The organism is Streptomyces sp. bgisy159 (assembly GCF_965341775.1).
GTDB lineage: Bacteria > Actinomycetota > Actinomycetes > Streptomycetales > Streptomycetaceae > Streptomyces.
Genome location: NZ_CBDQZH010000050.1, coordinates 36112 through 49941, shown reverse-complemented (window position 1 = coordinate 49941; position 13830 = coordinate 36112). Strand labels below are relative to the sequence as shown.

General features: G+C 72.6%; 11 protein-coding genes. 5 read left to right on the top strand and 6 right to left on the bottom strand.

The window, feature by feature from the left end; genetic code table 11:
* Positions 1-62: 62 nt before the first annotated feature.
* From ACSLTV_RS31640 to ACSLTV_RS31630, 3 genes are read right to left on the bottom strand one after another with little or no spacing between them, the layout of a single operon-like run.
* Positions 63-2345 (bottom strand): FtsX-like permease family protein, encoded by a 2283-nt coding sequence (locus tag ACSLTV_RS31640; RefSeq protein WP_435613343.1) that lies wholly within the window; start codon positions 2343-2345, stop codon positions 63-65.
* Between the two features lie 3 nt (positions 2346-2348).
* Positions 2349-3098, bottom strand: a complete 750-nt coding sequence (locus ACSLTV_RS31635) for an ABC transporter ATP-binding protein (RefSeq protein ID WP_432139302.1) — start codon at positions 3096-3098, stop codon at positions 2349-2351.
* A complete protein-coding gene (locus tag ACSLTV_RS31630) occupies positions 3095-3610 on the bottom strand; it encodes a PadR family transcriptional regulator (RefSeq protein ID WP_432139303.1) in 516 nt (171 codons plus the stop codon). Before ACSLTV_RS31630 ends, ACSLTV_RS31635 begins: the two co-directional genes overlap by 4 nt.
* 130 nt (positions 3611-3740) lie before the next feature.
* On the opposite strand from ACSLTV_RS31630, the gene ACSLTV_RS31625 reads away from it, so the two are divergent.
* From ACSLTV_RS31625 to ACSLTV_RS31605, 5 genes are all read left to right on the top strand, one after another.
* Positions 3741-5012, top strand: coding sequence for an ABC transporter substrate-binding protein (locus ACSLTV_RS31625; protein WP_432139304.1), 1272 nt, complete (start codon positions 3741-3743; stop codon positions 5010-5012).
* A gap of 164 nt (positions 5013-5176) precedes the next feature.
* Positions 5177-6820, top strand: a complete 1644-nt coding sequence (locus tag ACSLTV_RS31620; protein WP_432139305.1) for a glycoside hydrolase family 13 protein — start codon at positions 5177-5179, stop codon at positions 6818-6820.
* Between the two features lie 53 nt (positions 6821-6873).
* The gene (locus ACSLTV_RS31615; protein WP_435613342.1) at positions 6874-8199 is read left to right on the top strand and encodes an ABC transporter substrate-binding protein; all 1326 of its coding nucleotides are present in this window, start codon (positions 6874-6876) and stop codon (positions 8197-8199) included.
* Between the two features lie 6 nt (positions 8200-8205).
* Positions 8206-9576 carry an ABC transporter permease subunit gene (locus ACSLTV_RS31610; RefSeq protein ID WP_432139307.1) on the top strand — a complete coding sequence of 457 codons (1371 nt, stop codon included), beginning with the start codon at positions 8206-8208 and terminating at the stop codon, positions 9574-9576.
* 8 nt (positions 9577-9584) lie between these two features.
* Positions 9585-10424 carry a carbohydrate ABC transporter permease gene (locus ACSLTV_RS31605; protein ID WP_432139348.1) on the top strand — a complete coding sequence of 280 codons (840 nt, stop codon included), beginning with the start codon at positions 9585-9587 and terminating at the stop codon, positions 10422-10424.
* A 49-nt stretch (positions 10425-10473) separates the two neighbouring features.
* Here the strand turns inward: ACSLTV_RS31605 and pgl are convergent, their stop codons facing one another.
* From pgl to zwf, 3 genes are read right to left on the bottom strand one after another with little or no spacing between them, the layout of a single operon-like run.
* A complete protein-coding gene (pgl, locus tag ACSLTV_RS31600; protein WP_432139308.1) occupies positions 10474-11256 on the bottom strand; it encodes a 6-phosphogluconolactonase in 783 nt (260 codons plus the stop codon).
* Entirely contained in the window at positions 11253-12287 is a 1035-nt protein-coding gene (opcA, locus tag ACSLTV_RS31595; protein ID WP_435613341.1) for a glucose-6-phosphate dehydrogenase assembly protein OpcA, read from the bottom strand. Before opcA ends, pgl begins: the two co-directional genes overlap by 4 nt.
* Positions 12284-13828, bottom strand: coding sequence for a glucose-6-phosphate dehydrogenase (gene zwf, locus ACSLTV_RS31590; RefSeq protein WP_432139310.1), 1545 nt, complete (start codon positions 13826-13828; stop codon positions 12284-12286). Before zwf ends, opcA begins: the two co-directional genes overlap by 4 nt.
* Between the last annotated feature and the right edge of the window lie 2 nt (positions 13829-13830).

The window sequence follows — 13830 nt, the reverse complement described above, 5'->3', positions numbered from 1 at the left end:
GCGCGGCAGGTAGCAGACGCCCCAGGTGCCGCAGGCGCCCTCCCCGCGGGTCAGATCCGCCCTCAGGCGATCGCGCTCAGCGTGTCCGCCAGCCGTCGGCGGGTCGCCCGGTGGGCCGGGAGGGCGCTCAGGGCGACCGCGCCGAGCACCGTGGCCGTGCCCATGAGCAGCACCACCGGCCAGGACGGGCTGCGGGCGATGCCCGCCCCGATGCCGCTGGAGGTGCCCTGGGCGTCGATCAGCCAGTGGGCCAGGGGCAGCCCCAGAGCCGTGGCCAGCAGGGTCGCGGCCAGGGTGGTGCAGCCGGTCGCGGTGACGGTGACCGCGGTGATCTGCCGGGGCGAGAGGCCGATGGCCTTGAGGGCCGGCAGGTCCCGCTCGCCCTCGCGGACCGTCCCGCCGATCGCGGTGAGCAGCTCGATCAGCCCGATCAGGGCGAGCACCGCGATCAGACCGGCGGCGACCGCCCGCAGCGGTGAGAGACCGTCCGCGGGGTTGGCCACGGGGTGGACGTCCAGGTGGCCCCTTGCCGACTCCGTCAGCTCGGCGGCGACGCTGTCCGGGGCCGCGCCCGGCCGCAGCCGCAGCTGGTACAGGGTCGGCCCCAGACCGGGGTCGTTCTCGCGCAGGGTGTCCAGCGACGTGGAGATGACCCGGCCGGCGTTCTCCGGTTCGATGCTGCGGCCCACGATGTGCAGGATCTGCGGCTGGTCGCCGACCGTCATCCGCACCCAGTCGCCGACGCGCACGTCCAGCAGGTCCAGCAGACCCCGTCCGGCCACCGCCTCGTCCGGCCCGCTCGGCGCCCGGCCCTCGGCGACGGTGTGCGGGTAGGGCTCGTCGGTCGTGCCGAGGCCGCGCAGGGCTATCGTCGCGGTCTGCCCCGGGACCAGCGCCGCCACCTCCACACCGGGGTACACGGTGGCGACCTGCGGGGAGCCCTCCAGCAGGGCCCGGGTCTCCCGGGCGTCCAGTGTCCCGTCGGCGCGTGCGGTGAGCGCCGCGGGCATCCCCACCCGCTCGGGGCTGCTGTGGAAGCGGTCCAGGGTGGTCCACGCGCTCATCGCCACCACGATCAACAGCAGCGGCAGCGCCAGTCGCCCGATCGCGACGGCGCCGCGCGAGCGCCGAGGGAACGCCTTGTGCCAGCCCAGGACCAGCGCGGGCGGCAGCCCCAGCCCGAGGGCCCGGCGCGCCGCGCCCGACAGACGCCCGCCGGCCGGCGCGGCCGGCCGGGGCACCGGCACCGACGGCACCCGCCCCGCCCGCCAGGCCGCGAGCCCGGTCACCGCGCCGATGAACAGCACGGCGGCGACGGGCACCGCGACCAGCGCCGCGGTGTGCCCTGGCAGCCCCTGCCACACCCCGACGGCCTCGCCCAGCCGTCCCGGCAGCCGGGCGCCCAGACCGCGCAGGAGGGCGGCCGCGGCCAGGGCGCCGAGCAGCGCGTACGCCACGTGCTGGAGCAGGAAGATCCGTACCACCTGACCGGGGGTGAACCCGATCGCCTTCAGCACCGAGATGTCCCGCAGGTGTCCGCGGATCCGGGTGCCGATCGCCGCGTGCACGGCGAGACCGGCGGCGAGCAGCGCCCCCAGCCCGAACAGCCCGAGGACCTGGCCCAGCAGCCGGTTGTCGCCCTGCGCCTCGGCCCGCGCCTGCCGCCAGGTGGAGACTTCGCCGACGGTGCCCGCGCCGAGTACGGTGACCGCGCGCTGCACCGCGTAATCGGTGTCCCGGGGATCGGTCAGCCGCAGCCCGATGACCTGCCCTCCCGGGGCGCGCACGGCCGCCGGTGACGCCCAGGCCAGCCCCGGACGCTCGCCCGGGCGGTAGCGGGGTTCGGCGGAGTCGGCGACGCCCACCACGGTCAGTGCCCGGGCCGTGCCGGGAAGGTTCAGGGTGTCGCCGGGCTCGGCCAGCAGCGCCTGGGCCAGGCGGCGCTCCAGCACCACCGCGTCGGGGTCGGCGGCGTCCGGCCAGCGGCCGGAGACCAGCAGCGGCCGCGCGACGGAGGGCTGCCGGTCCGTGGCGCGCAGCTCGACCGCGGCGCGGGCGCCCCGGGAGGCGACGGTGACGGACTCGGTGGGAAAGGGACCGGCGACGGAGTCCACGCCGGCCAGGCCGGTCAGCCTGCCGGTGTCCGCGGACGCGCTGGTGTGCAGCCACACATGGGCGCCGCGGGCCTGGGTGAAGACCCGCTGCCAGGGGTTGGTCGCGTAGCCGAAGAGCGCGGTCGCCAGCAGCAGCGAGGCGACGATGCCCGCGGTGGCGAGCACGATGAACAGCGCCTCGCCACGGTGCGTTCGTAGATCGGAGTGCGCCCAGCGCAGCGTCGCCCGCATCGGTCAGTCCCTCAGCTCCAGCACACCGGAGAGCCCCGTGCCGCGGGTCGGTCTGCCGTCCAGGGCGGCGTCGTCCGCTATTCGCCCGTCGAAGAAGCTGATCACCCGGTCCGCGGCGCTCGCCAGCCGGGCGTCATGGGTGACCAGCAGGATCGTCTGACCGCGTCCGTGGAAGCGGGACAGCAGCCGCATCACCTCGCGGGTGCCCTTGCTGTCCAGGCTGCCGGCGGGCTCGTCGGCCAGCAGCAGCGAGGGGTGGTTGACCAGCGCGCGGGCGAGCGCGACCCGCTGCTGTTCACCGCCGGACAGCTCGCCCGGCATGCTGCGCCCCTTGCCCGTCAGCCCCAGCTCCGCCAGCAGTTCCTCCCGCTCGGCGCGGGCCTTCCTGGGGGAGACGCCGGCCAGCAGTGCGGGCAGCTCCACGTTGTCGGCGACGGACAGGTTGGAGACCAGGTTGAAGAACTGGAAGACGATCCCGATGCGCTTGCGGCGTTCCACGGCCCAGCGCGCCTCCGACCAGGAGTCCGCGCACTCGCCGTCCAGCGTGATCCGGCCCGCGTCCGGCGGCTGCAGCCCGCCGAGCAGGTGCAGCAGCGTGGACTTGCCGGCGCCGGACGGACCGGTCACGGCGACGAACTCGCCGCGCCGCACGCACAGGTCGACGCCCCGCACGGCGTGCGCGGGCGCGCCCTCGCCGTGGTGCGTCTTGACCAGGCCCTCCGCCCTGAGCGCGGGAGGGGCGCTGTCGCTCACTCCAGCTCCTCCAGTTCCTCCTGGCACCGCTCCAGCCAGTCGAGGTCGGCCTGCAGGTGCAGCATCGCGCCCTCGATCAGCAGATGGGCGATTCGGTTGTCCCGGTTCTCGGCCGCGGCCAGTTTCGACAGATCACGCATGGTGTTGAGGTACTGGCGCCGCTGGTGGTTGATCAGGGCGATCTGGTCGGCGAGGCCCGTGCGGGGGGCGAGGGCCAGCTTCATGAAGAACTCGTCCCGTACCCGCGGCTCGTCCGCCGTCTCGTCGAACCAGGCGCGCAGTTCGTCCCGCCCGGCGTCGGTGAGGTGGTAGATCTTCTTGTTGGGGCGGCCGGACTGCTCGATCTCCTCGCCCTCGATGAGCCCCGATTTCTCCAGGCGGCCGAGGGTCACATAGATCTGGCCGATATTGGGCTGAGGGTACGCGGAGCCCAGCAGTTGCTCAAGGTCCTGCTTCAGCTCGTAACCATGGGCGGGGCCACGGGCGAGCAGTGCCAGAAGGGACTGGCGCACTCGTGCTGTCCTCCTCCGGCCTCGTATGGTGCTGTCTGCTCCAGGCCCTAGTATCGCCCATACCTAACAGGTATACATTGCTCTGTCTCCCGGACAAGGGTGCCCGGCGCAGTGTGCTAAGGAGGAACCTATGCGGTGGATACGCGCCGCCGGTAGGGGCCTCCTCGTTCTGCTGGTCGTCCTGACCGGTCATGTGGCCTCCGGCGTACCGGCCGGGGAGGCCGACGACGCCGGCCGGGGCCCGCTGACGCTGGCCACCGCGGGCGATCTCACCGGATATCTCGGCCCCCTCCTGGAGGGCTGGAACCGCGCCCATCCCGACGAGCGGGTCACCCTCGTCGAACTGCCGGACTCCGCCGACGAGACCCATGCGCAGATGGTCACCGACCTGCGCGGCACCGACCGCGGCCGGTTCGACGTCCTCAACATCGACGTCGACTGGACCTCGGAGTTCGCCGCGGCCGGCTGGATCCGCCCGCTCGCGCGCGACCGCTTCCCGCTGGAGTCCTTCCTGCCGCCGGTCGTCGGCACGGCCACCTACGACGGGCGGCTGTACGCCGTGCCGTACGTCACCAACGCCGGGCTGCTGCTGTACCGCAAGGACGTCCTCGCGAAGGAGGGGGTGGCGCCGCCGCGGACCTGGGCGGAGCTGGAGCGGGACGCGAGGACCATCGCGCCGAAGTACGGGCTCGACGGCTACGCGGGCCAGTTCCTGCCCTACGAGGGCCTGACCGTGAACGCGGCCGAGGCGGTGTACTCGGCCGGCGGCAGCATCCTCGGCGACGAGGGCGAGCGCGTCACCGTGAACTCGGCGGCGGCCCGCGAGGGCATCCGGTTCCTGGCGGACGGGGTGCGCGAGGGCTGGATCCCGCGCGAGGCGCTGACGTACAAGGAGGAGGAGTCCAAGCAGGCCTTCCAGGACGGGCACCTGCTCTTCCTGCGCAACTGGCCCTACGCGTACGCCGTCGCCTCCGCCCCCGGATCCGAGGTCGCCGGCAAGATCGGTGCCGTGCCGCTGCCGGGGCCGGACGGGCCGGGCACCAGTGTCCTCGGCGGTTCCAACCTGGCCGTCGCCGAGCACGCCCGGCATCCGGAGTCCGCCGTGCGGCTGATCGCCTACCTCACCGGCGAGGACGTCCAGCGCCAGGTGCTCACCCGGGGCGCGCTGCCGCCCGTACGGGCGGAGCTGTACGAGGATCCGGAGCTGATCCGGGCGTTCCCCTACCTGCCGACCCTGCGCGCCGCCGTCCTGGCGGCCGCCCCGCGCCCCAAGAGCCCGCACTACGACCAGGTGAGCCTGGTGGTGCAGGCGGTGCTGCACGACGCGCTGACCGGGCGCGAGACGCCCGAGAGCGCGGTGCGGCGGCTGGCGCGTGAGCTGGCGGCCGTCGCGCACCGCTAGCGAGCGGTTCGCCGACGATCTTCCCCTAGTTACTTGTTAGGTAACGCGCCCGTCTCATTCATGGTTGATTTGCCCATCAATGACCCGATTCAAAAGGTAAACCGGTCGGTAGTGTACGGCGCACTCGTTGACACCCCCGTGAAACAGATACCTAACATGCATGCATGACAAGCAAGCACCACCCCTGGTGGCGCGACGCCGTGGTCTACCAGGTGTACGTCCGCAGCTTCCTGGACAGCACCGGCGACGGCGTCGGAGATCTGGCCGGCGTCCGGGCCGGGCTGCCGTACCTGAAGAAGCTCGGCGTCGACGGGATCTGGCTGAGCCCCTTCTATCCGTCGCCCCAGCACGACCACGGCTACGACGTCGCCGACTACTGCGACGTGGACCCGCTCTTCGGCGACCTCGCCGAGTTCGACCTGCTCATGGCCGCTGCCCGCCGGCTCGGCATCAGGGTGCTGCTGGACATCGTCCCCAACCACTGCTCCCACGCCCACCCGTGGTTCCGGCAGGCGCTGGCCTCGGCGCCCGGCAGCGCGGCCCGCGCCCGCTTCCACTTCGCCGACGGGCGCGGCCCCGACGGCGACGAGCCGCCCAACAACTGGCACGCCATGTTCGGCGGCCCGGCGTGGACCCGGGTGACCGAGCCGGACGGCCGGCCGGGCCAGTGGTACCTGCACATGTTCACGCCCGAGCAGCCCGACTGGAACTGGCGCGAGGCCGAGGTCCCCGCCGAGTTCGACCGCATCCTGCGCTTCTGGCTTGACCGGGGCGTCGACGGCTTCCGCATCGACGTCGCCGCCGGCCTCTACAAGCACCCCGAGCTGCCCGACTCGGACGACCCCGAGGCGGACGCCCGCACCCGCGACTCGGTCAACCCGCTCGCCTGGAACCAGCCCGAGGTGCACGGCATCTGGCGGCGGTGGCGCTCGATCTGCGAGGAGTACACCGTCCGCGACGGCCGGCAGCGCCTGCTCGTCGGCGAGGTCTCCGTCCCCACCGCCCGCGAGCACGCCCGGTACGTCCGCCCCGACGAACTCCACCAGGCGTTCTTCTTCGACCTGCTGAGCGCCCCCTGGGACGCCGACGCGTTCCGCAAGGTCATCACCGAGGCCATGCAGGACATCGCCGGCACCGGCTCCACGGTCACCTGGGTCCTCAACAACCACGACCAGGTCCGCACCGTCACCCGCTACGGCGAACCTACCCCCGAGGGCAGCGGACTCGGCCCCGCCCGCGCCCGGGCCGCCGCGCTGCTGATGCTGGCGCTGCCCGGAGCCGCGTACATCTACCAGGGCGAGGAACTGGGCCTGCCGGAGGTCGTCGACCTGCCCGACGACGTGCTCACCGACCCCATCTTCCGCCGCACCGGAAGCCGCGCCCGCATCCGCGACGGCTGCCGGGTGCCGCTGCCGTGGTCCGGGCAGGCGTCCCCGTTCGGCTTCACCTCCGGCGCCGAGGGGGCCAAGCCCTGGCTGCCGCAGCCGGACTACTTCGCCGAGTACGCCACCGACCGGGCCCTCGCCGACACCCGCTCCTTCTGGCACCTCTACCGCGACGGCCTGCACCTGCGCAGGGAACTCCCGCAGCTCGGCGAGGGCACCCTGCGCTGGCTGGACACCCCGCCCGGAGTGCTGGCCTTCGTCCGCGGCGACGGACTGGTCTGCGCCGTCAACTTCGGCGCGGCCCCCACGCCCGCGCCGGTCTCCGGCACCCCCCTGCTGTCCAGCGGCCCGTGCCCGCCCGGGGTCCTGCCCGGCGCCACGGCCGCCTGGTGGATCAGCGACGACGCCCACGGCGTCCACTGACCCGCCGACCCACCGATCCGACGTCAGTTCCACCCTCCGAAGGGACATCAACGATGATGCGACGACGTACCACCCTCCTCGCCGGCTGCACCACCCTGGTCCTCGCGCTCACCGCCACCGCGTGCGGCGGCGACGACGTCAGCGCCGGCGGCGGCGACAAGGCCCTCAGCGGCCAGACCGTCACAGTGGCCGGCGTCTGGACCGGCAGCGAGCAGGCCAACTTCCAGAAGGTGCTGGACGCGTTCAGCGAGCAGACCGGCGCCAAGACCCGGTTCGTGTCCACCGGCGACAACGTCTCCACCGTCGTCGGCAGCAAGATCGAGGGCGGCAACGCCCCCGACGTGGTCATGGTCCCGCAGGTCGGCGTGCTCCAGCAGTTCGCCGAGAAGGGCTGGCTCAAGCCGCTGTCCGACACCACCCGCAAGTCCGTGGACGCCAACTACTCCACCGCCTGGAAGACGTACGGCAGCGTCGACGGCACCCTCTACGGCCTCTACTTCAAGGCGGCCCACAAGTCGACCGTCTGGTACAGCCCCGACGCCTTCTCCCGGGCCGGCGTCACACCCCCGAAGACCTTCGACGAACTGGTCAAGGCCGGGCACACCGTCTCCGACTCCGGCCTCGCCGCCTTCGCGGTCGCCGGGCAGGACGGCTGGACCCTCACCGACTGGTTCGAGAACATCTACCTCTCCCAGGCCGGCCCCGAGAAGTACGACGCGCTCGCCGCCCACAAGCTGAAGTGGACCGACGCCAGCGTCGTCCAGGCGCTCACCACGCTGGGCACGGTCTTCAAGGACAAGCAGCTCCTCGCGGGCGGCCAGAAGGGCGCCCTGAACACCGACTTCCCCGGCTCGGTCGAGAAGGTCTTCGGTCCCAAGCCCGAGGCCGGCATGGTCTACGAGGGCGACTTCGTCGCCGGTGTCGCCAAGGACCAGTTCGGCCGGTCGATCGGCGAGGACGCCGACTTCTTCCCTTTCCCTCCGGTCGGCGAGGGCACGGCCCCGGTCGTCAGCGGCGGCGACGCCGCCGTCGTCCTCAAGGACGGCAAGAACAGCGACGCCGGCATGAAGCTCCTGGAGTACCTGGCCACCCCCGAGGCGGCCGCCGTGTGGGCCAAGGCGGGCGGCTTCCTGTCGCCCAACAAGAAGGTCAACCTCGCCTCCTACGGCGACACCGTCACCCGCGCCACCGCCAAGTCCCTGGTCGCGGCGGGCGACTCGGTCCGGTTCGACATGTCCGACCAGGCACCGGCCGCCTTCGGCGGCACCAAGGGCGCCGGCGAGTGGAAGATCCTCCAGGACTTCCTGCGCGACCCCTCCGACCCGGCCCGCACCGCGGCCGCGCTGGAGGACGCCGCGGCCAAGGCCTACCGGGGCTGATCCGCGATGACCGTCATCGAGTTCGCGCGGAAGGAGGGGGCGGGTCCGCCCCCGCCTCCCGACGCCCCCGCCCGGCGCCGGCGTTCCCGGCGCCGGGGCCGGACCACCGCGCTGCTGTTCGTGCTGCCCGCGCTGCTCCTGCTCGGCGCACTCGTCGTCTACCCCGTGCTGTTCTCCGTCGGCCGCAGCTTCTTCGACGCCTCCGGCGACCGCTTCGTCGGCGGCGACAACTACGCCGAGATGTTCCGCGACCCGGCGACCCTCACGGCCGTCCGCAACACCGCGATCTGGGTCGTCGTCGCCCCCACCCTGCTCACCGGGCTGGGCCTGATCCTCGCCGTCCTGGTGGAGAAGGTCCGCTGGGCCACCGCGTTCAAGCTGCTGCTGTTCATGCCGATGGCCGTGTCCTTCCTGGCCGCCGGCATCATCTTCCGCCTCGCCTACGACGAGGACCCCGACAAGGGCGTCCTCAACGCCGCCGTCGTCGCCGTGCACGACGCCGTCCAGGGCACCTCGCCCTATCCGACGGCACGCGCGCGTGAGGGCCAGGGCCTCACCCACCGGGACGACGGCTCGTACCGGACCGACACCACCTTCTCCCCGGGCGACTCCACCGCCCTCGGCCTGGTCGGCGTCGCCCCCGGCGAGCTGCCCCCGGGCGCCTCGCCCGCCGGCGCGGCCGCCACGGCCGAGGCCGGCCCGGACGAGGTCCGCGGCGTCGTCTACCTGGACTTCACCCCGGGCGGCGGCGGCCGCCCCGGCCGGGTCGACCCCCGGGAGAGCGGACTGCCCGCCATGAAGGTGACGGCGATCCGCGACGGCGACACCGTCGCGAGCACCACCACCGCAGCCGACGGCTCCTTCCGCTTCACCGGACTGCGAGCGGGGTCCTACACCCTCGCCCTGCCCGCCTCGAACTTCGCCCCGCCCTACGACGGCGTGTCCTGGCTCGGGCCCACCCTGGTCACCCCCGCGATCATCGGCGCCTACCTGTGGATCTGGACCGGCTTCGCGATGGTCCTGATCGGCGCCGGGCTCGCGACCCTGCCCCGGGACGCCCTGGAGGCGGCCCGGATGGACGGAGCCAACGAGTGGCAGATCTTCCGCCGCATCACCGTCCCCCTGCTCGCACCGGTGCTCACCGTCGTCTTCGTCACCCTGGTCATCAACGTGATGAAGGTCTTCGACCTGGTCTACGTCATCGCCCCCGGACCGGTGCAGCAGGACGCCACCGTGCTCGCCACCCAGATGTGGCTGGTGTCCTTCGGCGGCGGCAACAACCAGGGGCTCGGCAGCGCGCTCGGTGTCCTGCTGCTGCTCCTGGTGATCCCCGCGATGGTCTTCAACGTCCGCCGTTTCCGGAGGAGTCAGCGATGAGTTCAGCGATGAACGCGGTCCGCCGGGGACTGGGCAGCGCCGTGGTGCAGGCCTTCCTCGTGGTCGTCGGCCTGATCTGGCTGACGCCGCTGGCGGGACTGTTCCTCTCGTCCCTGCGGTCGGCCGAGGACACCGCGAAGGGCGGCTGGTGGACGGTGTTCTCCGCCCCCCGCCAGCTGTCCTTCGACAACTACTCGGCGCTGCTGGACAACGCCGGCATCACCCGCGCCTTCTGGAACACCGTGCTGATCTCGGTGCCCACGACCCTCCTGGTCGTCGTGATCGCAGCGCTCGCCGGATACGCCTTCGCCTGGCTGGAGTTCCCCCTGCGGGAGCCGCTGTTCCTGCTGGTGGTGGCCCTGCTGGTGGTGCCCGTGCAGATCGGGCTGCTGCCGGTGGCCAAACTCTTCGGACAGCTCGGCCTGTTCGGCACCATCCCGGGCGTCGTGCTGTTCCACGTGGCCTACGGACTGCCGTTCGCGGTGTTCCTGCTGCGGAACTACTTCGCGGAGATACCCCGGGAGATGCTGGAGGCCGCCCGGATGGACGGCGGCAGCGAGTGGCGCATCTTCACCCGCCTGGTGCTGCCGGTCGGCCGGCCGGCCCTCGCCAGCCTGGCCATCTTCCAGTTCCTGTGGGTGTGGAACGACATGCTGGTGGCACTGCTGTTCGCCGACAGCTCCTCCCAGCCGCTGACCGTGGAACTCCAGTCGCAGATACGGCAGTTCGGCAGCAACGTGGACGTGCTGGCACCCGGCGCGTTCGTGTCCCTGGTGGTGCCGGTCGTGGTGTTCTTCGCCTTCCAGCGCCACTTCGTCCAAGGAGTCATGGCCGGATCGGTCAAGTGACCCGTCCCGGACCGGGGCGGCGGCACCACGGGGGCCGCCGCCCCTTCGCTCAGGGCGACGCCGGCGGGTACAGCGACCGCGGCAGCTGTGCCGCCGCGGCCGTGTCCAGCAGCCACAGGGTGCGGGAGCGGCCGTACGCGCCCGCCGCAGGCGCCTGGATCTCACCGGCGCCCGACAGGGCCATGGCCGCGGCCCGCGCCTTGTCCTCGCCGGCCGCGAGCAGCCAGACCTCGCGGGCCGCGCGGATCGCCGGCAGGGTCAGGGTGATCCGCGTCGGCGGCGGCTTGGGCGCCCCGCGCACCCCCACCACCGTGCGGTCCGCCTCCCGGACCGCCGGGTGCTCGGGGAACAGGGACGCCACATGGGTGTCCGGACCGACGCCCAGCATCAGCACGTCGAAGGTGGGCACCGGGCCGTGGTTGTCGGGAGCGGCAGCCCGGGCCAGTTCCTCGGCGTAGGCCTCCGCCGCCGCCTCCACGTCCGTCCCGTACGGACCGTCCGACGCGGGCATCGCGTGCACCCGCTCCGGGGCCACGGGCACCGCGTCCAGCAGCGCCTCGCGGGCCTGCGTGACATTGCGCTCCGGGTCGCCCTCCGGCAGGAACCGCTCGTCGCCCCACCACAGGTCGATCCGGCCCCAGTCGACGGCGTCCCGGGCCGGCGCGGCGGCCAGGGCGGCCAGCAGGCCGTTGCCGTTGCGGCCACCGGTGAGGACCACCGACGCCCGGCCCCGGGAGGCCTGCGCGTCCACGATCTTCGTGATCAGCCGGGCCGCCGCGGCCCGGGCCATCAGTTCCTTGTCGCGGTGCACGACCAGTTGGGGTGCGTTCACTGCGCGGCCGCCTCCTTCACCGCTTCCGTCGCCGCCTGCGGTGCGGCAGCTTCCGTGGACTCCTCGGCCGGTTCTCCTTTGGCCACCGGTCCCTCCGCGGCGGCCCGCGCGCTCAGCCGCTCCACCCCGAACCGCAGCGCGGACGCGTACGTGTCGTCCGGGTCCAGCCGGCGCAGCTCCTCCGCGATCAGATCCGCCGTCTCGCGGCGCTTGAGCGCCACCGCCCGGTCCGGCTGGCCGTCGATGGACAGCGTCGCCAGCGAACCGTCCGGGCGGTGCAGCACGATCGGCCCGCAGTCGGTGGCCATCCGGACCGCGGTCAGACCGGGCCCGGCGGACGCCGAGCGCCGCACCGGCACACCCAGCCGGTCCGCGAGCCACATCGCCAGCAGCTCGCAGCTCGGGTTGAACGCCTCGCCCTCGACCTCGACCGAGCGCACCGTGCAGGCGACCTGGTCCAGGGCGGCGGCCAGCATCGAACGCCACGGGGTGATCCGGGTCCACGACAGGTCCGTGTCGCCGGGGGTGTACGTCGCGGCGCGCACGCCCAGCTCCCGCACCGGCTCCTCGGCCGCGTACGAGTCGGTGACCCGGCGCTGCGCCAGTGCGCCCAGCGGGTCGTTCGCCGGGTCGTGCGGGGCGCTCACCGGCCACCAGACGACCACCGGGGCGTCGGGCAGCAGCAGCGGCAGCACCACCGACTGGGCATGGTCGACCACCTCGCCGTACAGCCGCAGCACCACCGTCTCCCCGGTACCCGCCTCCGCGCCCACCCGCACCTCGGCGTCCAGCCGGGAGGACGTGCGGTCGCGCGGGCCGCGCGAGACGCGCCGGATGACCACCAGGGTGCGCGAGGGGTGCTCGTGGGAGGCGTCGTCGGCGGCCTTGAGCGCGTCGTACGCGTTCTCCTCGTCCGTGACGATGACCAGCGTCAGCACCATGCCGACGGCCGGCGTGCCGATGGCCCGGCGGCCCCGCACCAACGCCTTGTTGATCTTGCTGGCGGTGGTGTCCGTGAGGTCTATCTTCATGGCCGGCGCCAGCTCCGTCCGTCTCGCTCCAGCATCTCGTCCGCCTCGACCGGACCCCAGGTGCCTGCCGCGTACTGCGCGGGCCTGCCGTGCCGGTCCCAGTACTCCTCGATCGGGTCGAGGATCTTCCAGGACAGCTCGACCTCCTCGGTGCGCGGGAAGAGGTTGGCGTCGCCCAGCAGCACGTCCAGGATCAGCCGCTCGTACGCCTCCGGGCTGGACTCGGTGAACGACTCGCCGTAGGCGAAGTCCATCGACACGTCCCGGATCTCCATCGACGTGCCCGGCACCTTCGAGCCGAAGCGGACCGTGACGCCCTCGTCCGGCTGGACCCGGATGACGATCGCGTTGGAGCCCAGCTCCTCGGTGGCCGTCGTGTCGAACGGGGAGTGCGGGGCGCGCTGGAAGACCACCGCGATCTCCGTCACCCGCCGCCCGAGCCGCTTGCCGGTGCGCAGGTAGAACGGCACCCCGGCCCAGCGCCGGTTGTCGATCTGCAGCTTGATCGCCGCGTAGGTGTCGGTCTTCGACTGCGGGTCGATGCCGTCCTCTTCGAGGTAGCCGACGGCCTTCGCACCGCCCTGCCAGCCCGCCGTGTACTGGCCGCGCACGGTGTCCCGGCCCAGTTTCTTGGGCAGCCGGACCGCGCCGAGCACCTTGGTCTTCTCGGCCGCGAGCGCGTCCGCGTCGAAGGAGGCGGGCTCCTCCATGGCGGTCAGCGCCATCAGCTGCAGCAGGTGGTTCTGGATGACGTCCCGCGCGGAGCCGATGCCGTCGTAGTAGCCGGCCCGGCCGCCGATGCCGATGTCCTCGGCCATGGTGATCTGCACGTGGTCCACGAAGGACCGGTTCCAGATCGGCTCGAACATCGTGTTGGCGAAGCGCAGCGCCAGGATGTTCTGGACGGTCTCCTTGCCCAGGTAGTGGTCGATCCGGAACACCTGGTCCGGGTCGAACACCTCGTGCACGACCGCGTTCAGCTCCTCGGCCGACTTCAGGTCGTGCCCGAAGGGCTTCTCGATGACGGCCCGGCGCCACGACCCGCCACGCTGGTCGGCCAGACCGTGCTTCTTGAGCTGCTGGATGACCACCGGGAAGGCGCGCGGGGGCACCGACAGGTAGAAGGCGAAGTTGCCGCCCGTGCCCTGTGCCTTGTCCAGCTCCTCGATGGTGGAGCGCAGCCGCTCGAACGCCTCGTCGTCGTCGAAGGTGCCCTGCACGAAGCGCATCCCCTGGATGAGCTGCTGCCAGACCTCCTCGCGGAACGGCGTGCGGGCGTGCGCCTTGACGGCGTCGTGGACCTCCTGGGCGAAGTCCTCGTCCTCCCACTCGCGGCGGGCGAAGCCCACCAGCGAGAAGCCCGGCGGCAGCAGACCGCGGTTGGCGAGGTCGTACACCGCCGGCATCAGCTTCTTGCGCGACAGATCGCCCGTGACGCCGAAGATGACCAGGCCCGACGGCCCCGCGATACGCGGGAGCCGTCGGTCCGCCGGGTCACGCAGCGGGTTGCTGCCCGGGAGCAGCGCATTGCTGCTTGACAAGA